This is a genomic window from Xanthomonas sp. NCPPB 1062, from assembly GCF_041481705.2.
GTDB lineage: Bacteria > Pseudomonadota > Gammaproteobacteria > Xanthomonadales > Xanthomonadaceae > Xanthomonas > Xanthomonas euvesicatoria.
This window is the reverse complement of record NZ_CM192987.1, coordinates 4,516,242-4,536,284: the sequence shown is the minus strand read 5'-3', so window position 1 is coordinate 4,536,284 and position 20,043 is coordinate 4,516,242. Positions and strand designations below refer to the sequence as shown.

Genomic DNA, 20,043 nt, shown 5'->3' with positions numbered 1-20,043 from the left:
GGTCAGCCCGCATCGCGCCATCCGTGGGCGCTGCTCGATCGATCGCCGCAGATGGCCTCCGCGGCACGTGGCATCACCCATGCACCCCATCGATCTCCACCGCCAGCTCATCGCGGCAGATCACGGCGTGCAGCAGCAGGCGCGGGACCGCATCGCCGAAGCGGGCATCCAGTGCCTGCGCAACCCGGGGCAGGTCGTCGCGCTCGCGCACATAGACTTTCAGGCGGGTGCCGGCGCCGAACTGCGCCGGTAACGCCGGTGCATGCTGACGCGCGGCGCCGAGCAGGGCGTCGAAGTTGGCGAAGGTTTCTTCCAGCTGCGCCAGCAATTGGCCGGTGTGCATCGAGGCGTGGCCCACCACCGCAGCGGTGCCTGACAGCAGCAGCGGCATGTCGCTGCCGGCCGGTGGCAGCATGGCACGGGCGAAACTGGGCGGCTGCGGGCCGTACTGGCGCGGGTAATGGTAGGCACTGACCTGGCGCGGGTTTTCCAGCGGCGTGCCGGCATTGGTGGCGGCCAGCCAGTAGATCTGGATGATGCGCTCGGCATCGCAACGGCCCACGGCGGTGGCCGCCGGCAACTGCGCGGTGTCGAATGCGCCCAACCCGCGTGCACGGCCCACGCAGAACTGCCGGTAACGTTCGCGATCGCCGCTGCCCAGGGTGATGGCGTCGAGGTAATTCCAGATCCGCAGCAACCGCGGCGTCTGGCCGTTGCTGACGAAGGCGGTGATTTCCGCATATGCCCTGGCAGCGGCTTCTTCGATATCGACATCCTGCTCGTCGATCTCGATCACGCCGAACTGCAGGTGCCCATCGCTGGACCAGGCGATGTTGCCATCGCGGCCGCTGCTCACCGGCGCATCGGTGCGCCAGACTTCCAGCACGCTGGCCTGGTACGGCTGCAGCGGCACGCGCAGATAACGCGGGTCGTGCAGGCGCGGCGCCGCATCGCCGAAGCCGAACACGGCCAGCACCTGCGGGTCGGTCAGCAGCACGGCAGGGTCGGTCTGGTCGACATAGTCGACCTGCAGCCGGGGATGGCGCACGGCGTGCGTGGTCTGGGCCTGGGAAGCGGTCATTGAGCGTCTCGTTGTTGCGTGTCGCATTGCAATGTGTCGCCGTCGAAGCCGAGCTTGGCCTGACGCCGGCGATGGCGCCACGACTGCCAGGCGCGCGGCATCATCGACAAGGTGGTGAGTGCGTACAGGGCGCGAAAGGCGCGCAGGCGGATGCGGACTTTGGGGGCGTCGAAGACATCGCCGGCCAGCATTGCCACCACCGCCTGTTCCACCTGCCAGGTGTTTTGCGGGTGCGCGAACAAGGCGCGCATGGTGGGCGAAGTGAAGCGGTAGATGAACCACTTGAATTCATCCACACCGCGCGTCAGTTCGCGCTGCAGGGCACGCTGCAGTTTCGCCTCCGACTGCGGTGCGCGTAGTGCCGCATCCACCATCGCCGCGCCACGTTCGGCGCTGTGCATGGCCAGGAACACGCCAGAGGAAAACATCGGGTCGACGAAAGTGTAGGCATCGCCCAGCATCAACCAGCGCGGCCCGGCCATGCGCGTGCATTCGTAGGCGTAATTGCCGGTGGCATGCACCGGCGCCACGCGCTCGGCGCCGAGCATGCGCGCGTTGAGCTCGGCATTGAGCGCCAGCGTGCGCATCAAGAAGCCCTCGCTGTCGCCCTTGCGGGTCTTCATGTACTCCGGGTAGCAGACCGCGCCCACGCTCATGATGTCGTCCGGCAGCGGAATCAGCCACATCCAGCCGTGCGCATGCCGGTAGATGCTGATGTTGCCGGCATCCTCGCCCGGGCGTCGCGTCACGCCGCGGAAATGGCTGAACACCGCGGCCGACTGATGCGTTGCATTGGCGCGTTTGAGCTTGAGGCGGCTGCCCAGAAAGGTGTCGCGGCCGCTGGCATCGAGCAGATAGCGCGGGCGGAACTGCTGCACGCCACCGTCTGCCGTGCGTGCCTGCAGCACCGGTTGTTCGCCGTCGAATGCGACCTGCTCCACGCAGACCTGCTCGCGTGCATCCACGCCCACCGCACGCGCACGCTGGAACAGCACGTGGTCGAATTGCGCACGTGGCACCTGGAAGGCGAAATCGGCCTTGGCATCGAGCGCGTGGGAGAAACGGAACGTGTTGTAGCCGCCGCTGTCGTTGGGAAAATCCGCCCCACGCTTCAGAACGCCGATGGCGCGCACGTCTTGCAGCACGCCGAGGCGTTCAAGAATCGGCATGTTCATCGGCAGCAAGGACTCGCCGATATGAAAGCGCGGGTGCTGCGCCTTCTCGAGCAGGGTCACGGACCAACCGAGCTCGGCAAGTGCGATGGCCGCGGTGCAGCCAGCCGGGCCGCCGCCGACGATCAGAACATCCGGACACTCCGGTCCGGGAGCCGGCCCGGCTGCCGGCATGGCGGTCGGGGTAAGGCGAACAGCGGTGGAAGTCATCCTGGAACGAACCTGCGGCGGGCGAGCGTCATGCAGTCATGATAGCCTGACCGGCGGCCCGGCCAGCTTGCGGCCCGCCGATTCATATGTGAAGAACGACCGGCAGCACGTGCAGGCACCGGCCAGCCGCGCGGCAGATGCTCGGATTGGCAGCGGCGGCAACGTACACTACGGCCCGGCGCGACGCTCATGCATGCCGATGCTCGTCCGCGCTGCTCCTGCTTGTTCTCACTCTTGTTGCCCGACCCTGACCTGTGGAAATCCTGGATGTCCTCGCAAACCGCTGCCGAACGTGAACTGGCCGAACTCCTGGTCGAAAGTCTGAACCTGGAAGACGTCCAACCCGCCGACATCGATCCGGAGGCGCCGCTGTTCAATACCGGGCTGGGGCTGGACTCGATCGACGCCCTGGAACTGGCGCTGGCGATCAGCAAGCGCTACGGCTTCCAGCTGCGCTCTGACAACGACGAAAACCGTCGCATCTTCGCGTCGCTGCGCGCACTGTCGGCGCATGTCCAAGCCAACAAGACCGTCTGATCTGCCAACTGCGCCATCCCCCGACGCACCCGCGTGGGTGCTGGGGCTGGGCGTTCTGCTGGCGGTGGCGTATTCGCCGTTGGCGCATTGGGCCAATGCCAGTCACCGCCCGGAATTGGCCGTCATCGCCGGTGGTTTGCTGGTGCTGATGGTGTTGATCGAACCGATGGTTGCGCGCCGGCCCTGGGCCTGGGCGTTGGCGCTGTTGCTGCTTGCCGGGCTGGGCGCGCTGTGGCATTCGCCGTATGCGATGTTGGTGCTGGCGGCGCCGCCGGTGGTATTTACCGGTTGGGTGGCCTGGTTTTTCGGGCGCAGCCTGCGGGCCGGACGCACGCCGCTGATCACGCGCATCGTCGAGGGCCTGTACGGCCAGGCCGGCATGCTGATCACGCCCGAACAACGCCGCTATACGCGCCGCCTCACGCTGGCCTGGGCAGTGCTGCTGTGCGGTCTGACCCTGGCCAATCTGGTGCTGGGTCTGTGCGCCGAGCCCAGCGGCGTGCTCGCGCAGCTGGGTCATGCCTCGCCGCTGCCGATCAGCGACGCGCGCGCCTCGTTGTTCGCCAACCTGCTCGCCTATGGGGTGATTGGCGGCTTCTTCGTTGGGGAATATCTATTGCGTGGCCGCTGGTTTCCACAGCGCCCCTATCGTAATCTGCCAGACTTCTTGCGTCAGATGGCGCGGCTTGGGCCGGATTTCTGGCGCGATCTGCTGCGCTGAGTGCGTGGCCTGGGGCAGCGACGGACGTGCATATTTTCGGGGACAAGACAAAAATGCCGTTGGCAAGGATGCCGTCGCGCCTGGCGTGGGCTGTGTTCAACCTGTTGCAATTGGCGTTCACGCTGGCCTTTACCGCTGGCGGCATCGTCTACGCATTGGCATCGCTGGCGATCACGCGCGATGCCGACCGCCTGCTGCGCATGGGCAGCTGGATGTGGGCGCCGGTGCTGTTCCGCGGTGCGGGCGCCACCGTCATCGTGGAAGGGCGCGAGCGGGTGGATTGGTCCAAGAACTATCTGTTCGTGAGCAACCACCAGTCGATCATCGACATTTGCGCGATGTTCCATGCCTTGCCGGTGCCGCTGCGCTTTTTACTCAAGGAAGAAATGCGCAAGGTGCCCTTCGTGAACTGGTATGCGCGCGCCGCCGGCATGCTGTTTCTGGACCGCGACAGCCGCAGGGCAGGGGCGTTGGTGCGGCGCCAGGCGGCCGCATTGCTGCGCGAGGGCAAACAGTTGTGTCTGTTTCCCGAAGGCACCCGCAGCCGTACCGGCGCATTATTGCCATTCAAGGCCGGGCTACTGCAGGCCGCTATCGATGCTGGCGTGCAGGTGGTGCCGGTGGCGCTGGATGGCTGCGGCAAGGTCTTGCCGGTCGATGGCCTGTTCAGGGTGAGGCCGGGCATCATCCGCGTGCGGATCGGTGCGCCGATCGCGGTGACCGGGCCGGATGCGCCTGATCGCCAACAATTGACCGAGCAGGCACACAAGGCCGTGGCTGCAATGCTTCAACCCAGGATCTGAGTTCTGCGCTTATGGATTTCGTTGTGCCGCATGATCATCCCTGCCTGCCCGGACATTTCCCGGGCCGTCCCGTGGTGCCTGGCGTAGTCGTGCTCGACCATGTGCTGCAGGCGGTGGAAGCCCTGCATGGTCCGCGCGCGGCCATGCGCCTGCCGCAGGTGAAATTCGTGCAGCCCTTGCTGCCCGGCCAGACCGCGTCGGTCACGCTGGAAGGCGATGGCCCGCGCTGGCGCTTCCGCGTGCAGCGCGCCGAGGCGTTGCTGGTCAGCGGCGAACTGGTGGCCGAGGCGGCGGCATGAGCAAGCACTGGAAACAGCGTCCGGAAGGTGGCGGGCGCTTTGCGTTGTGGCTGATCCGCGGCATTGCACGGCACGCCGGACGTGCGGTGGGGCGTGCGCTGCTGTATCCGATCACGCTGTACTTCCTGCTGGTGCGTGGCCCCGAGCGCGCCGCCTCGCGTGCCTACCTGGCGCGGGTGCTGGGCCGCCCGGCCACGCTGCGCGATGTGGCGCGGCACATCCATACCTTCGCCTCGACCATCCTGGACCGGGTGTACATGCTGTGCGGGCAGATGCAGCGTTTCCGCGTGGACATCACCGGCCTGGATCAACTGCACACGCAAATGGACCGCGGCCGCGGCGTGCTGATCTTCGGCTCGCACCTGGGCAGCTTCGATGCGCTGCGCGTGCTGGCCACCGAGCGCCCGGACGTGCAGGTCAAGGTGGTGCTGGACAAGGCGCACAACCGCGCCATGACCGACCTGCTGGGGGCGCTCAACCCGCAGCTGGCCGCCAACATCATCGACGCCGGCATGGATGCGACCTCGATCGTCATGGCGATCAAGGAAGCCACCGATGCCGGTGCGCTGGTGGCGCTGCTGATCGATCGTCCGCGCGAAGGCGACCCGGCGCTGCCGGCGATGTTCCTGGGCCGCAATGCGATGTTCCCGACCTCGCCGTGGTTGATCGCCGCGGCGCTCAAGGTGCCGGTGGTGCTGGCGTTCGGCCTGTATCACGGCGGCAATCACTACGAGCTGGCGTTCGAGACCTTCAGCGAAGGCCTGGACGTGCCGCGTCGTCAGCGCGCCCCGGTGCTTGCGGTACTCATGCGCGATTACGCTGCCAGGCTGGAACATTACACCTGCTACGCGCCGTACAACTGGTTCAACTTCTACGATTTCTGGAACACCCACCATGCCGATGTGCCGCACCCTGCCGTGGATGCTGATACTGCTGTTCAGCGCCGCACCGCTATGCGCCGCACCGCCTGAGACGCTGGACGTCGGGCAGGTGCTGCAGCGCCTGGCGCGCCCCGCACCGGTCAGCACCGAATTCGTCGAATTGCGCGGCTCGGCCTTGCTGAAGACGCCGTTGCGCGTGGAAGGACACTACCGTCGCCCGGACGCGCAGACCCTGGTGCGCGAGGTCAGTGCGCCGTACCACGAAACCACCACGCTGACCGGCGACGAAGGCGTGCTGGAACGCGAAGGCAAATCGCCACGCCGTTTCTCGTTGAGCCGCGTGCCCGAGCTGGCCGGTTTGAAGTCCGGCTTCGGCGCGTTGCTGTCCGGCGACCGCGCGCTGCTGGAGCAGCACTATCGCGTCAGTGGGCAGGGCCAGCCGCAGGCCTGGCAGCTGACGCTGCAGCCCAAGGATGCTGCCGTGGCCAAGCAGGTGCACGAATTGCGCCTGTACGGAGGCAACGACGAACTGCGGTGTATCGAAAGCGTGCCCGCCAAGGGCGACATGCAGCGCACCCTGCTGGCCGGTGCCGCGCGCGCGGCCGCCGGCGTGACCGATGCCGCCGCGCTGACCGCGCTCTGCCACGGTTCGGGCGCGTGACCGCGCGCGGGATGGTTGCGCCGGTCGTCTCTAAACACATCACACCCTTCGCAGCTGAAACGCGCACGTTGCCAATAACGACCGATGTCGCGCGTGCGGCCGGCGGGCGTTCGGCCGCTGCAGCAGGATATGCATGCCATGGCGCTTGAATTGAACGCAAACCGCCGCATCCGCCTGGCGCTGTTTTGGCTGGCCCTGCTGGCAGTGGCTGGCTTCTGGTTGAGCGAGACGCTCAAGGTCACTGGGGACTTGCGCAAGTTCATGCCCGTCCCGCGCACGCCGGCGCAAAAACTGCTGATCGAAGAACTCGGCGAAGGCCCTGGATCGCGGTTGCTGCTGATGGCGTTGTCCAACAACGATCCGGTCACCTTGGCCGAGCAGTCGCAGCAACTGCACCAGGCGCTGTCCGCGCAGCCGGAGCTGTTCGAACTGGTCAGCAACGGCGGCAATGCCGGGTTGGAGGCGATTCCCAAGCGCTTGCTGCCGTACCGCTATCTGCTCAGCGACAGCTTCGACAAGACCCCGCTCGACGCGCCGACGCTGGAAGCGGCGTTGCAGGCGCGCGTGCAGGATCTGGGCTCGCCGGCGGCGGCCATGGTGGAGCCGTTGCTGCCGCGCGACCCCACGATGGAAATCCTGCATCTGGCCGAAACCCTGCAGCCGGCAGCGATGCCGCGCACGCGCAATGACGTGTGGTTCGATCGCGCCGGCACGTCGGCGCTGTTGATCGTGCAGACCCGCGCGGCCGGCTTCGACCCCACCGGCCAGCAACTGGCCTATGACGCCGTGCAAGCGGCGTTCGCGAAGGTCAGCAAGGGCACTGCCACCCGGCTGACGCTGACCGGGCCGGGCGCATTCGCCGTGGAAATCACCGCGCGCACGCAGGGCGAGGCGCAGTGGATCGGCACGCTGGATACGGTGGGCCTGGTGTTGCTGCTGCTGGTGGCCTACCGCAGCTGGAAGATTCCGGTGCTTGGCGTGTTGCCGCTGGCCAGCGCCGGTCTGGCCGGCCTGGGTGCGGTGGCGCTGCTGTTCGACGGCGTGCATGGCATCACCGTGGCATTCGGCTTCACGCTGATCGGCGTGGTGCAGGATTACCCGATCCACCTGTTCAGTCATCAGCGCCCCGGTCTGGATCCGCGCGAGAACGCACGGCACCTGTGGCCAACACTGGCCACCGGCGTGGTCTCTACCTGCATTGCCTATGTGACCTTCCTGTTTTCCGGCGTGGACGGCCTGCGGCAGTTGGCGGTGTTCACCATCGCCGGCCTTGCCACCGCCGCGGTCACCACGCGCTGGCTGTTGCCGGCCTTGATCGACCCGGCCCCGCGCGACTACGCGGACTCGCGCCTGCTGGCGGTGCTGTGGCGTGGCATTGCGCGCCTGCCGCGGCCACGCATCAGCCTGGCGGTGATGGCCGTGATCGGCATTGCGGTGATCGTGTTCGCGCCCGGGCAATTCTGGCAGAACGATCTGTCGAAGCTGACCCCGGTGCCACCCAAGGCCTTGGCGCAGGACACCCATCTGCGTCAGGAGCTGGGCGCGCCGGATGTGCGTTACGTGCTGGCGCTGCCGGCAGCCAGCGATGAAGCGGCATTGCAGGCCAGCGAGCAGTTGCGCCCGCGTCTGGATGCGCTGGTGCGCGATGGTGTGTTGCTCGGTTACGACATGGCGGCACGCTATCTGCCCAGTGCCAAGACCCAGCGTGCGCGACAGGCCGCATTGCCCGATGCCGCCCAGGCGCGCGCGCTGACCGAGCGCGCCGTGGCCACCACGCCATTCCGCAGCGATGCGTTTGCGCCGTTCCTGCAGGATCTGGACGCCGCCAAGCGCGCCGCACCGCTGCTGCCGAAGGATCTGAGCGGCTCGCCGCTGGCCACGTCGGTCGGTGGCCTGCTGCTCGGCCGTGGCGATCGCAGCACCGCATTGGTGTCGTTGACCGGCCTGCGCGATCCGGCGGTGTTGGCGGCCGCCGTGCAGGGCAGCGGGGCGCAATTGCTGGATCTGAAGGACGCCTCCGAATCGCTGGTGGCCGCCTACCGCGGACGCGTGCTCGGTGCGCTGGTCCTGGCTGCCTTGTTGCTGGCGGTGACCGTGGCGATTGCATTGCGCAGCCCGCGCCGCATCGTGCGGGTGCTGCTACCGATGGCGCTGACCACGGTGCTGATCCTGGCGATCCTGCGCGGCACCGGGGTGGAGCTCAATCTGTTCCATCTGATCGCGCTGATCCTGGCCGCCGGTCTGGGCCTGGATTACGCGCTGTTCTTCGATCATGCCGGCGACGATCACGCCGACCAGCTGCGCACGCTGCACGCGTTGATCGTCTGCAGCCTGATGACACTGCTGGTGTTTGCGCTGTTGGCCGCTTCCAGTATCCCGGTCTTGCGTGCCATCGGCAGCACGGTGGCGCTGGGCGTGTTGTTCAATTTCATTCTGGCCTTGCTGGTGTCGCGCGAACCGGCGCTGGAACGCACCGCGAACGGAGAGCCGCATGCAGGGACGTGACGCAATCGCTGCGCTGATTCCGCATCAGGGCAGCATGTGCCTGTGGGAAGAAGTGATTGAGTGGGATGCACAGCGCATTGTGCTGCGCAGTCACGCACACCGCAGCGATACGCATCCGCTGCGGTGCAACGGGCGTTTGCGCGCGCTGCATCTGTGCGAGTACGGCGCGCAGGCCATGGCCGTGCATGGCGGATTGCTGGGTCGCCAATCCGGCATGCCGGTACGCCCGGGCATGCTGGTCGCGCTGCGTAGCGTGGAATTGCACGTGGTGTATCTGGACACCTTGCCGGATGCGATCCACTGCCAGGCGCAGGTGTTGATGCAGGGCGACGACAGCCAGCAATACAGTTTTCGCCTGACCCATGGCGAGCAATTGCTTGCCGAAGGACGCGCCACCGTGATGCTGGGTGCCGCCTGAGGCCTGCGCTCAGGGATTGACGGGTGTCTTCGCCGCGATGAGCGCGCTCAGATTGCCGACGCCGGGCAGGCGGTGCGCATACAGCCGCGCGATGTCACTGCCGCTGTGCAGATGCTCGAAATGCTCCAGACCGATCGACAGGAATTCCGCACTGCCATCGTGCGGCGTCTTGATCTCGCCGACTTCGAGTGCCTTCAAGGCGCTGATCCAATGGAAGGACTGGCCAGCGTCTTCGCGATTGAAATAGGCGTACCAGACCGGAATGCGGAACAGCCGCTCAAACGCCACCGCGCGTCTGAGTTCATCCTCATAGGGCAGGCTGTAACAGGTTTTCTTGTACCTGTTGCGGTTCTTGACGTCGATGGCGATCAAGCCGATCGACTCCAGCAGCAGCAGGAAATCCGGCCGTTTGACCGCTGTGCCGAACAACGGCGCGAAGGTGTCCGGCGCTTGGCAAATGGCCACATAGCTGAAGCCATGGAGCTGCAGCCATGCATTCATCGCGTCCTCGCCTTGCTTGCCAAGGCCCGCCAAGTTCACTGCATTCATCTCGTTTCGTTCATCGCCGCCCGTGTTCGAAAGCTACCAGCCGGATTCGAAAGCGCTCAAGCGGCAGCGATCGGATTTGCGGCATGGTCAGGCAAATACGCGAGAAGTACCAAGAGTCCGTCCTTCAACGGGCAGCTTGATCTACGATAACGCTCCTTCTCTGCTCATATGGTTCGTGGCTTATGAACTCAGCTGCAAGACGCGCACTCGTTACCGGCGGCAGCGGCGATCTTGGCGGTGCGATCTGCCGGCACCTGGCTGCGCAGGGCCGGCATGTCATCGTGCACGCCAACCGCCACCTGGCGCGTGCGGACGAGGTGGTTGCCGCGATCGTGGCCGATGGCGGCAGCGCACAGGCAGTGGCCTTCGATGTGGCCGACGCGCAGGCAAGTTCGGCGGCGCTGGAGAGCTTGCTGGACGCTGGCCCGATCCAGATCGTGGTCAACAACGCGGGCATCCATGACGACGCGCCGATGGCAGGCATGAATGCCGAGCAGTGGCACCGCGTCATCGACGTGTCGCTGCACGGTTTTTTCAATGTCACCCAGCCGTTGCTGCTGCCGATGGCGCGCACGCGTTGGGGCCGCATCGTCAGCGTGTCGTCGGTGGCGGCCGTGCTGGGTAACCGCGGGCAGACCAACTACGCCGCCGCCAAGGCGGCGTTGCACGGCGCCAGCAAGTCGCTCTCGCGCGAAATGGCCAGCCGCGGCATCGCAGTGAATGTGGTCGCGCCGGGCGTGATCGAAAGCGACATGGTCGGCGACAGTTTTGCGCCGGAGGTGATCAAGCAACTGGTGCCGGCCGGCCGCGTCGGCAAACCCGATGAAGTGGCCGCGCTGGTCGCCTTTCTGTGCTCGGAACCGGCCGGTTACATCAATGGCCAAGTGATTGGCGTCAATGGTGGGATGGGCTGAGGACGACCAACAAAACGAGTGCGTAGTGCCAGTCGGGCGCGGCCTGCTTTGGGGTCGCTATCAGTACACGGCTAGGCTGGCAGTTGAGAGCACCATGTAGTCGAAGCTTTGAGTTGCTGCAGGGTCCTTGCCCGCTCACCATCGCGGGACACGCTGCAAGTACGTCCTTGTAAGCTCTTTGGCGGCATCCATGCCGCCAAAGGTCCCGCGACGGCGAGCGGGCAAGGACCAGTTGGGATGGTTGGTGCGCGCAGGTTTCAACAAGCGAGCATCGAACCGCGCGACGCGGTGTCCTCGCTCTTCAACAAAACCACCAGCCAATTGTTGGTGCGGTGTCCTTGCCGATTGCGGGACCGTTGGCGGCATGGATGCCGCCAACGAGCCCCCATGGACGGGTTTACGGCGTGTCCCGCGAGCGGTGAGGGCACCGCGCGCTCGACGCCGTGCGTTTGCTGCTGGTTCTTGCTTGCCCATCATGGCGGGACAGGCTGCCACTATGTCCCTGTAGCTCTCCCGTGGTGTCGATGCCGCGTCAGGTCGCGCTGCGTGGGCCGGCGAGGACCAGTCGAAAGTGTCGGTATGCAGGACTGCGAGCAAGGCATGCCGGCTTGGCCGCCGGACTCTTCTTCTCTTCATGATCAGAGCGCGCCTGCGTGAAGCACGTGCCGCTCGAGAACATGCGTTTCTAGGGAAAAGCGCCAGGGTTGGCGCGTTCCACAGCCTCACGCCGCGTCGGCATACCACGGCGCCGTAAGAATCGCCTCGCCGCTGGCATCGGCCGTGAGCGCCTCCAGGCCGTAGTCGGGCAGGTCGGGGTAGCGTTGACGTGCCTGTTGCAGGATCTCGCGCGCCAGGACCGCCATCTGCGCGACATTGCCGTGGATGCGTGCGACAAACGCATCATCGTCGAGTGTGTCGTTCAAGGCGCCATTGAGTTCGTTGAACCAGCCGATCAGGTATTGGTCCAGCAGCCGTCCGCTGCCGGCGGCGATGCCCTGGGCGGTATTGCGCACGCCCCATGCATGCAGCACCTGCTGCATTGCCAGGTTCATGTCGCGCGCGTGCAGGAAGTCGTTCTTCATGCGCGAGAGCAGGCTGAGATGGGCGATGCGACCGCTGCAGAACAGCGGTGCCAGCAACGACCAGTAATAGGTGTAATCCCAGATCACCTTGACCGGCATGACCTGCTCGTCGCCGAACAGCGCGTACTGATCCTGATACAGCGTCAGCGTGTTTTCGTAGAACGAGAAATACAGCTGCTGGTACAGCTCCACGTACGGGCTGAGCGACTTGCCGGCGCGGTCGCGGCCGATCAATTCGCAGATGTAGGTGTTGGAGATGGCGATGAAGTCGCTGCCCGGCGAATAGAACGGGTCCAGGAATACGCCCGCTTCGCCGGTCAGTGCCCAGCGCTGCGACGAGAACACCTGCTTGCAGCCATACGAGAAGTTGCGCAGGAACAGAAAGTCCTGCAGCCGGTAATCGGCCTGGTCGAGCGTGGCGGCCACCTGCGGCTGATGCGTGCGCAGCCAGTTCATCGCCTTCTCGTGGGTGTTCATGCTCTCCAGCGGATGCAGGTCTGCATCGCAGACGATGCCCAGCGAATGCGCACCCGACGACAGTGGGATCAGCCAGAACCAGTAGCCGGGCCCGCACATGTGATTGGTCGAACGCCAGCGGTCCGGCGGCGTGCAGCGTTGCAGCCAGCTGCTGTCCTGCGACCAGCCGTTGGGGTCGATCAGGCCTTCCACGCGCCACCACACTGCATTGGCGTTGTGCTCGTTGTTCTGCGCCAGACCGAGCTTGCGCTTGAGCAGGCCGGCACGTCCGCTGGCATCCACCACCCAGCGCGCACCCAGCGTGCCTGGCGTGCCGTCGCGTTCGAAGCGCACGGCGTGGTCGCTGTCGTCTTCGGACAGGTCCACGCCCTTGACGCTGCAGCTGTCGATGAAGGCAATGCCCTGGGCACGCGCGCGTTCGCCCAGAAAATTTTCGAAGCGGCCGCGGTCGATCTGCCACGACGGCGTGGGCAGGATCTTGCTCACGCCCAGTTCGGTGCAGCGGTCGATGTCGTGGCGTTGGTCGGAGAAGAAGAACCGGAAACCGAACTTGCGGATCTGCTCGGTCTCCAGATGCTCGCGCAGGCCCAGTACGTCGGCAAAATAATGCGCGCCGATTTCCACCGTGGATTCGCCGACCTTGAACGCGGCCTCGCGGACCGGATGCGCGCGCCGTTCCAGCACGGTGATGGCGAGCTGCGGATCGCGCTGCTTCAGTTGCAGGGCCAGGCTCAGGCCAGCCAGGCCGCCCCCGGTGATCACGACATCGGCGCGCTGTGCATTCATGAGGAGTGATTGCTCTTGGTGACCGCGGGGACAGTAGCAAATTCGCCATCGGGATCGTCAACGATCACCGGGTTGGCGCGCACGCGGCGATATTCGCGCCACACATGGCCGTATGCCCACACCTGTTTGACCACGTGCGAGGTGATATTCCACAGGTCGCGCACCAGCCGGAAATGGCTCTTGCGGAAGGTGCCCGGCGAGGTACCGGCGTAGCGGGTCTCGATCGGCACGGCGACCACGCGCGCGCCAGCCTGGCGTGCGGCCGAAATCAGCAGCTGCGCTTCGAACACGAAGCCCTCGCCGGGCACGTTGGGCAGGGTGAACACCGAGGCCGGATACAAGCGTTGGCCGCTTTGGCTGTCGATCAGGCCGAAGCCGCACCCCCAGGCAATGCCCCAGTCGCCGAAATCGTTGCCGATGCGGCGGATGGTGGGCTGGGCGGCGCGCTTGCGCATGCGCGCACCGATGATCACGCAGCCTGGGTGGCGGTTGGCGGCGGCCAGCAGGCGCGGGAAATCGGCCGCCTTGTGCTGGCCATCGCCGTCCATGGTCATCACCGCGCGCATGCCAAGCCGCTGTGCTTCGGCAAACCCACTGCGCAGTGCCGCGCCCTTGCCCATGCGCTGCGGGTGACGGATCAGCGTGACCGGCATGCCGGCGATGCACTCGGCGGTGCCGTCGTCGGAGCCGTCGTCGATCACGATGACGTGCGCGCAATAGGTCAGCGCGTCGGCGACCACTTCGCGGATGCGCAGCGCCTCGTTCAAGGCCGGCACCAGGATGGCGGTGTCCTCGCGGCTCAGCGGTTGCCGGCTCATTGCCGGACCTCCACGCGCAGCACCCGGCCCGGCGTGGCATACAGCGCCACGCTGCCGCCATTGCCGGCCAACAGGTCCAGCAGCGGCAGCATCGGCGCCATTGCATTGCCGGCGATGTGGCGCGCCAGCGCGCCATCGCCGGGCGAGGGAGCGCCGTCGTCCAGATGTGCGTGCAGTTGCGGCTTGCCGGCCTGGCCGGGGGCACCCAGCACCAGCGCGCTACCCAGCAGCCCCTGGCTGGGGGCAACGCGCCCGAGCGGCCCGACCGAGCGGGCGTCGTAGCTGGCCAGCAGCACGGCCTGGGCGCCGGCAGCGCGTTGCACCAGCGCTTCCAGCAGGCCCTGCGCAAAGCTGCCCAGGCTGGCGCTCATCGCCGTGGCCGGGGTCATCGCACCGGCGCCGATGGTCCAGTAGCCGGCGGCGGCGTTGTGCACCGAGTTGTGGAACTTGGTTGGCGAAATCGCCAACGGATCGCTGGCCAGCGTGGTGCACATGTAGTCGGAGATGGCCAGGTCGCCGTAGGTCGAGGTAAAGATCGACGGCAGGCTGGCCGGGTCGCGGCCTGCGGCGTTACAGGCGGCCAGCGCGGCTTCCAGCGACACGGCCACCGTATCCGGCGCACGCCGGCGTTCGTTGGCGGCCAGCAGCTGCGGCGCCGGGCGGGCGGGAGTTTCCTGCAGCGCGCCGCCGCGCGCGAAGGCGCTGGCAGCGTCCCAGTTGGGCAGACCCTGGGTCCAGAAGCCGATTCCTTCGATGGTCGCGGTCAGCATCAGCACGCCCGCCCGAACAGCAGCGAACAGTTGTTGCCGCCAAAGCCGAAGGAGTTGTTCATGGCGTAATCGATGCGGGCATGGGCGTTGTCGAAGCGGATTTGCGGGCCACAGGCCGGGTCGGGGATGTCGCTGTTGAGCGTGCCGGGCAGCACCTCGTCGCGCAGCGCGAGCAGTGCGATCACCGATTCGACGATGCCGGCCGCGCCCAGGGTGTGGCCGGTCCAGGCCTTGGTCGAACTGGCGTGCAAGGTGCCGGGGAAGATCGCTGCCACTGCGGCGGCTTCCACGCTGTCGTTGGCCGGCGTGGCGGTGCCGTGCAGATTCAGATAGCCCACTGCGGCCGGCTCCAGACCGGCGCGGTCGAGCGCACCGCGCATCGCCAGCTGCGCGCCCAGCCCTTGCGGATGCGGCGCCGACATATGGTGCGCGTCGCTGGATTCGCCGTAGCCGTACAGCCACAGCGCGGCATCCGGTGCGGCGGCCGGGCGTTCGAGCAGCGCAAAGCCGCCGGCCTCGCCCAGGCTCAGGCCGACCCGGCGCGCGTCGAACGGCTGGCACATCTCCGGCGCCACCACCTGCAACGAGTTGAAGCCGAACAGCACGCTGCCGCACAAGGTGTCCACGCCGCCGACCAGCGCCGCGTCGATCACGCCGGCCTCCATCAGCCGCGCCGCCTGGGCGAACACCTTGGCGCTGGACGAACAGGCCGTGGCCACGGTCACGCACGGGCCACGCAGGCCGGTGGCGTGCTGCACGAAGTCGCCCAGCGAATGCGGGGTGTGCACGATCGGGCGATTCAGATCCTCGGGGAAGCGCGCGCCGTCGGCGTCGTCGACCAGCCGCGTATACGCTTCTTCGCTGGCGCCGATGCTGGAGGTGGAGGTGCCGATGATCACCGCTACCCGCTCGGCGCCGTAGCGCTGCGCGGCGGCCTGCACGGCCTGCGCCATCCCGTCCTGCTGCAGTGCCAGCCAGGCCAGGCGGTTGTTGCGGCAATCCCACGCGTGCAGAGAATCGGGCAGCACAACCTCTTCAACGCCATCGACGCGCCCGACCCAGCAGGGCAGCAGCGGTTGCGGCCCGAAATCGTTGCGACGCAGGCCGCTGCGTCGGGCGGTCAACGCGGCGGCCTGGGCGGCAAGCCCGGCACCGAGTGCGGTGGTGGAAGTGAACGCGGTGACGGCAACCGGGGCCATCTGGGACGAATGCTGCGCTTGGCTCACGATGGTCTGGCTGGCAAAAAGTGCGGTCAGTATATCGATGGCGCGCGTGGGTCCCGTGGACGGCGCAACTGAACGTCACCGTCATGTCGCTGACGCGGCTGGGATTTTTCGCACAGGCCGCGCTTTCGCCGTCGCCGCAATTGCGACACAATCGGCGCGACACATCTCTCTTCCGAGCGCGACCACGCGCGCATGCACGCCTACGTCTATAAAAGCCAACGCAAGCAGGACACCTTCGTCTATCTCGCCACACGTGACGATTTCTCCGGTCTTCCTGCCGCCGTGCAGGCGCAGCTGGCGCCGTTGACGTTCGTGCTGGATGTGGCGTTGACGCCGGAGCGCCGGCTGGCGCAGGCCGACGCGGCCACGGTGCGCGAGGCGCTGGGCAAGCACGGCTTCTATCTGCAATTGCCCAAGACCATCGTGCTCGCAGGCGAGTGCGACCATGACTGAGCCTGTGCGTGGCGCACGGATGCGCGCCGCAACGCTGGCCGGTGCGGCTGGCGTGGTGCTCTGCCTGCTCGGTGGCATTGGCGGCGTGGTTGCCGCGCTGAGCCTGTGGCTGGCGCAGCCGGCGTTCGCGCTGGCGGTGTCGTGGGCACGTGGGACGCGCGCAGTGCCGGGCCAGCCGCGCGCGGTCGCGCAGGCGCTGCCGCCGTTGCTGGCCATCTGGGGCGTGGGCCTGCTGGCGCTGGCTGCGCTGATCAGCTGGCCGCTGACCGCCCTGCGCGACAGCGGCAGCCTGGCTGCCGCGCTGGCGCTGAGCGTCGCAGTCAGCGCGGCCTTGCTGGGGCTGTGGCGGACCTGGCCGTTGTGGGGCGAAGTGGAACGCGACGGCGGCGCGCTGGCGCCACGCTGGCAGGCGCTGGCCGCGCAGGAATTGCATGCCTGGCGCGGCCTGCTGGCGGCTGCACTGGTGCTGGCAGTGTGCACCCTGGCCGTGGTGCTGGCCTGGCCGGGCTGGTTGTCCGGCGGCCTGCGCTGGGTCTTGGCGGTGGCTGCCGGTGTGCTGCTGCCGGTGGCCCATCTGCTGCTGCAACGCACCGCCGCACCCATGCGCAGCGATGCGCCGCATACGCGCCAGGCCGCCGATTTCTTCTCCGAAGCCGCCGCCGAACCGCGCCCGCTGGAACCGGTGGCCCGGCATCAGCTGGTGCCCGAACTCTTCGAGGCCGCGCGCAGTGGCCGGGTGGACCGCGCGCTGCAATTGCTCGAGGCCGGTGCCGACCCGCAGGCGTTGCCGCTGCCGGAATGGCGCGATCAACGCAGCCTGCCGGCGCTGGCGGCCGTACTGCCGGATCTGCGCCTGCTGCGTGAGTTGATCGTGCGCCGCGTCGACGTCAATCAACCGCATCGCGGCATGACCCCCTTGCTGGCCGCCACCCGCGACAGCTGGCACGGCCGCCCGGATGCGGTGATGACCTTGCTGGCCAATGGCGCCGACCCGCGCGCCAGCGACAACGACGGCAATACCCCCTTGCATCACGCCGTGCGCAGTTCCGACCCGGGCGTGGCCGCGCTGTTGCGCGATGCCGCCGCCGAGCTCGACGCGCTCAACAACGAAGGCCATTCGCCGTTGGCGATGGCCTGCCAGGTCGGCAACTGGCGGCTGGCCAAATTCCTGCTGGAGCGCGGCGCGCAGTCCGAACCGGAGGGCGGCGCCCCGGTGCTGCTGGCGGCAGCCGGTACCGAAGAAGACGACCCGGCCGGCGTGCAGTTGCTGCTCAAGCACAAGGCGCGTGTGGATGCGCGCGATCGCCAGCGTCGCAGTGCGCTGCACGAAGCCGCGCTGGCCGGCCACGGCGACATCGTCGAGGCGCTGTTGTCGGCCGGAGCAAACCTGGAAGCGCGTGATCTGCTGGGCCGCACGCCGTGGCTGGATGCCGCGCGCCAGGCACGCAGCGCCGTGCTCGAACGCCTGGTCGCGCGCAAGGCCGATGTGCTGGCCATCGATGGCGACGGCCGCAACGCGTTGATGCTGGCCTGCGCCGCCGACAATGTGTCGCCGGCGCTGATCCGCCGCCTGCTGGACCTGCAGGTACCTGCCGACAGCGTGGATGCGCACGGTCGCCGCGCGGTGGATGTGGCCGCCGAGGCCGGACGTTGGGCGATCGTGCAGCTGCTCGATCCCGCTTACCCGTTGCCGGCCGCGGTCAGCGACGCGCAGGGCGAGGCGCCTGGCGTTGCCGTGCTGCCCGATCGCCCGCCGCTGGTGCTGCTGCGCGAAGGCCTGCAGCTCGGGCAGCGCGACGGTCTGGTCGCGCTGGCGCGGCTATGCGCCCCGGAAGAACTGGGCGGCCTGCTGCACGATGCGCATCTGGCCTTGAACGCCGAGGCGGTCGACTGGCTGCTGCGCCATGGCGCCGATGCCGAAGTGCGCGACGCCTGCGGCGATGTCCCGATGTTTGCGCTGCTCTCGCGCGGCGTGGAGGCGGTACCGGCGCTGCAGGCGTTGCTGCGGCATGGCGTCTCGCCGGCAGGCGCCGGTGGCCTGACCCGGCTGCTGAGTGCCTGCGTGCAGCACGATGCGGCATCGCGCGGGCTGGAACAGTTCGCGCTGGAACTGCTCGAACGTGGCGCCGACCCCTTCGCTCCGTCGGCTGCCGGCGATCCGCCGTTGTCGCTGGCGGTGCGGCTGGGCTGGCTGCGCCTGCAGCAGTGGTTGCTGGAACATGGCGTGGACCGCGAAGCGCGCGACAGCCACGGCATGACCGCGCTGCATCTGGCCACCGCGCTGGGCCGCGATGCCTCGCTGAAACTGCTGGTCAAGCAGGGCGCCTCGCCGGAAGCGCGCGCTGCCGACGGGCAGACCCCGCTGGGCGTGGCGCTGTCGATCGGCCGCCGCGATCTGGCCGACTGGCTGGACTGGCGCATCTGGTCGCTGCCGCGCCGCACGCTGCGCGAAGCGGATGTGCCGGCCGCCGCGATGACCGGCGATACCGATGCGGTGCGTCGCCTGATCGATCTCGGCCTCGCCGTCGACGCCGTCGACGCGCAAGGCTGCACCGCGCTGCTGCGTGCCGCCGGTGGTGGCCATCTTGGCGTGGTGACGCATCTGCTCGGCCGCGGCGCCGATCCGCAGCGCGCGGCCAACAGCGGCGCCACGCCGTTGTCGGCGGCCGTGAGCATGCGCCAGACCGAGATCGTGGCCGCCTTGCTGCAGGCCGGTGCGCAGATCGAACACCGCCTGCCGGGCGGGGTGACCGTGCTGATGCTGGCCTGCGCGTTGGGCCTGCCGGACATCGTGGCGCGCCTGCTCACCGCCGCGGCCGACGTGCACGCCACCGACAATCAGGGGCTGGCGCCGCTGCATTGCGCGGCGTTGTACGGCTTCACCGCGCGCGACAAGAACCGCCTGTTGGCCCTGCTGGATACCTTGCTGCTGGCCGGTGCCGACCCGGACTACCTGGCCGGTGGCCGGGTCAGCCCGTTGCTGCTGTTGCTGGGCGCGCGTGCCGAACCGGGTACCTCCTGCGACGAGCAGGTGGTGCTGGCCGGCGTCGAACGCCTGCTCGACGAAGATGTCTCGCTGGATGTGGCCGACCAGCGCGGCTTCGGCCCGCTGCATCTGGCTGCACTGCACGGCCTGCCGCTGCTGGTGCAGCGCCTGCTGCGGGCCGGTGCCGATGCCGACCGCCGCGATGCGCTCAACCGTACCCCGCGGGAAATCGCCATCATGCGCGGCTTCATCGACGTGGCCGGCCAGTTCGAACCGGCGCTGCCGGGCGTCTCTTCGATGGCGCGCTTCCTGCGCGAAGGCCGCTGAACCAGCGCGTCGGGTAACCGCTGCGGGTGCCGTTCGTGTGCAGCCGCACCCGCCTGCGCAGCCTCACCGCCGAGCGCGTCTTCGCCGCTGGCCCGGCGTGCGGGCGCAATCGGCCGGCTGGCGGCCGATGCGCAAGTGCAGGTCACCCCAGGGCTATTACAGGAGGCAGAGGTGGTGCTGGTCATGGAGCGTCGCCGCGCCCCTACGCCACCGCCGGGTGATCTGCCTGCAGCGTCCCGACGAGGATGCGTCTATGCACCCGGCACTGGTACGCCGCCTGGAACACACGGTGCCACCGCTGCTGGGTTTACCGGCGCAGTCGTAACCTGATCCCGACACGGCCCATGCAAGACTGCGCGTTCTTTCG

At 67.7% G+C, this 20,043-nt stretch carries 18 protein-coding genes and 1 pseudogene; 12 read left to right on the top strand and 7 right to left on the bottom strand.

Going from position 1 to position 20,043, the window contains the following annotated elements; translation table 11 throughout:
- Window positions 1-73: 73 nt before the first annotated feature.
- Window positions 74-1,081: a chorismate transformation FkbO/Hyg5 family protein gene (locus ACCQ16_RS19525; RefSeq protein ID WP_008571153.1), complete on the bottom strand. Its 1,008-nt coding sequence runs from the start codon at window positions 1,079-1,081 to the stop codon at window positions 74-76.
- A complete protein-coding gene (locus ACCQ16_RS19520; protein ID WP_136732979.1) occupies window positions 1,078-2,427 on the bottom strand; it encodes an NAD(P)/FAD-dependent oxidoreductase in 1,350 nt (449 codons plus the stop codon). Before ACCQ16_RS19520 ends, ACCQ16_RS19525 begins: the two co-directional genes overlap by 4 nt.
- Window positions 2,428-2,730: 303 nt before the next feature.
- Between ACCQ16_RS19520 and xanC the strand changes: the two genes are divergently transcribed.
- From xanC to ACCQ16_RS19480, 8 genes are all read left to right on the top strand, one after another.
- The gene (gene xanC, locus ACCQ16_RS19515; protein WP_005914783.1) at window positions 2,731-3,000 is read left to right on the top strand and encodes a xanthomonadin biosynthesis acyl carrier protein XanC; all 270 of its coding nucleotides are present in this window, start codon (window positions 2,731-2,733) and stop codon (window positions 2,998-3,000) included.
- Window positions 3,001-3,037: 37 nt separating this feature from the next.
- Window positions 3,038-3,721: a COG4648 family protein gene (locus tag ACCQ16_RS19510; RefSeq protein WP_008571156.1), complete on the top strand. Its 684-nt coding sequence runs from the start codon at window positions 3,038-3,040 to the stop codon at window positions 3,719-3,721.
- 53 nt (window positions 3,722-3,774) lie between these two features.
- A complete protein-coding gene (locus ACCQ16_RS19505) occupies window positions 3,775-4,524 on the top strand; it encodes a lysophospholipid acyltransferase family protein (RefSeq protein WP_071118221.1) in 750 nt (249 codons plus the stop codon).
- A gap of 11 nt (window positions 4,525-4,535) precedes the next feature.
- Window positions 4,536-4,823, top strand: a complete 288-nt coding sequence (locus ACCQ16_RS19500) for an ApeI family dehydratase (RefSeq protein WP_011348971.1) — start codon at window positions 4,536-4,538, stop codon at window positions 4,821-4,823.
- Complete coding sequence (locus ACCQ16_RS19495; RefSeq protein ID WP_008571161.1) at window positions 4,820-5,794, top strand: lysophospholipid acyltransferase family protein; 975 nt, start codon at window positions 4,820-4,822, stop codon at window positions 5,792-5,794. Before ACCQ16_RS19500 ends, ACCQ16_RS19495 begins: the two co-directional genes overlap by 4 nt.
- Window positions 5,718-6,365 carry a LolA-related protein gene (locus tag ACCQ16_RS19490; protein ID WP_033837365.1) on the top strand — a complete coding sequence of 216 codons (648 nt, stop codon included), beginning with the start codon at window positions 5,718-5,720 and terminating at the stop codon, window positions 6,363-6,365. Before ACCQ16_RS19495 ends, ACCQ16_RS19490 begins: the two co-directional genes overlap by 77 nt.
- A gap of 138 nt (window positions 6,366-6,503) precedes the next feature.
- The gene (locus ACCQ16_RS19485; protein WP_277573265.1) at window positions 6,504-8,870 is read left to right on the top strand and encodes an MMPL family transporter; all 2,367 of its coding nucleotides are present in this window, start codon (window positions 6,504-6,506) and stop codon (window positions 8,868-8,870) included.
- The gene (locus tag ACCQ16_RS19480; protein ID WP_029820681.1) at window positions 8,857-9,288 is read left to right on the top strand and encodes a hotdog family protein; all 432 of its coding nucleotides are present in this window, start codon (window positions 8,857-8,859) and stop codon (window positions 9,286-9,288) included. Before ACCQ16_RS19485 ends, ACCQ16_RS19480 begins: the two co-directional genes overlap by 14 nt.
- Before the next feature lie 9 nt (window positions 9,289-9,297).
- Here the strand turns inward: ACCQ16_RS19480 and ACCQ16_RS19475 are convergent, their stop codons facing one another.
- Window positions 9,298-9,837 (bottom strand): hypothetical protein, encoded by a 540-nt coding sequence (locus ACCQ16_RS19475; protein ID WP_008571166.1) that lies wholly within the window; start codon window positions 9,835-9,837, stop codon window positions 9,298-9,300.
- 182 nt (window positions 9,838-10,019) lie between these two features.
- On the opposite strand from ACCQ16_RS19475, the gene fabG reads away from it, so the two are divergent.
- Window positions 10,020-10,751 carry a 3-oxoacyl-ACP reductase FabG gene (gene fabG / locus ACCQ16_RS19470; protein WP_277573266.1) on the top strand — a complete coding sequence of 244 codons (732 nt, stop codon included), beginning with the start codon at window positions 10,020-10,022 and terminating at the stop codon, window positions 10,749-10,751.
- Between the two features lie 722 nt (window positions 10,752-11,473).
- Here the strand turns inward: fabG and ACCQ16_RS19465 are convergent.
- The 4 genes from ACCQ16_RS19465 to ACCQ16_RS19450 are packed head-to-tail and all read right to left on the bottom strand — an operon-like array spanning window position 11,474 to window position 15,883.
- Complete coding sequence (locus tag ACCQ16_RS19465) at window positions 11,474-13,096, bottom strand: NAD(P)/FAD-dependent oxidoreductase (RefSeq protein WP_277573267.1); 1,623 nt, start codon at window positions 13,094-13,096, stop codon at window positions 11,474-11,476.
- The gene (locus ACCQ16_RS19460; protein ID WP_029820679.1) at window positions 13,093-13,914 is read right to left on the bottom strand and encodes a glycosyltransferase family 2 protein; all 822 of its coding nucleotides are present in this window, start codon (window positions 13,912-13,914) and stop codon (window positions 13,093-13,095) included. Before ACCQ16_RS19460 ends, ACCQ16_RS19465 begins: the two co-directional genes overlap by 4 nt.
- Window positions 13,911-14,684, bottom strand: a complete 774-nt coding sequence (locus tag ACCQ16_RS19455; RefSeq protein ID WP_014091382.1) for a beta-ketoacyl synthase chain length factor — start codon at window positions 14,682-14,684, stop codon at window positions 13,911-13,913. The genes ACCQ16_RS19460 and ACCQ16_RS19455 overlap by 4 nt, the downstream gene beginning before the upstream one ends.
- Window positions 14,684-15,883, bottom strand: coding sequence for a beta-ketoacyl-[acyl-carrier-protein] synthase family protein (locus ACCQ16_RS19450; RefSeq protein ID WP_136732958.1), 1,200 nt, complete (start codon window positions 15,881-15,883; stop codon window positions 14,684-14,686). The genes ACCQ16_RS19455 and ACCQ16_RS19450 overlap by 1 nt, the downstream gene beginning before the upstream one ends.
- A 219-nt stretch (window positions 15,884-16,102) precedes the next feature.
- Between ACCQ16_RS19450 and ACCQ16_RS19445 the strand changes: the two genes are divergently transcribed.
- The 3 genes and pseudogenes from ACCQ16_RS19445 (at window position 16,103) to ACCQ16_RS19435 (ending at window position 20,001) form a co-directional block, all read left to right on the top strand.
- Complete coding sequence (locus ACCQ16_RS19445) at window positions 16,103-16,363, top strand: YcgL domain-containing protein (RefSeq protein ID WP_005914803.1); 261 nt, start codon at window positions 16,103-16,105, stop codon at window positions 16,361-16,363.
- Complete coding sequence (locus ACCQ16_RS19440) at window positions 16,356-19,676, top strand: ankyrin repeat domain-containing protein (RefSeq protein WP_277573268.1); 3,321 nt, start codon at window positions 16,356-16,358, stop codon at window positions 19,674-19,676. The genes ACCQ16_RS19445 and ACCQ16_RS19440 overlap by 8 nt, the downstream gene beginning before the upstream one ends.
- Window positions 19,677-19,702: 26 nt before the next feature.
- Window positions 19,703-20,001: pseudogene (locus ACCQ16_RS19435) on the top strand (phosphotyrosine protein phosphatase).
- Window positions 20,002-20,043 lie beyond the last annotated feature (42 nt).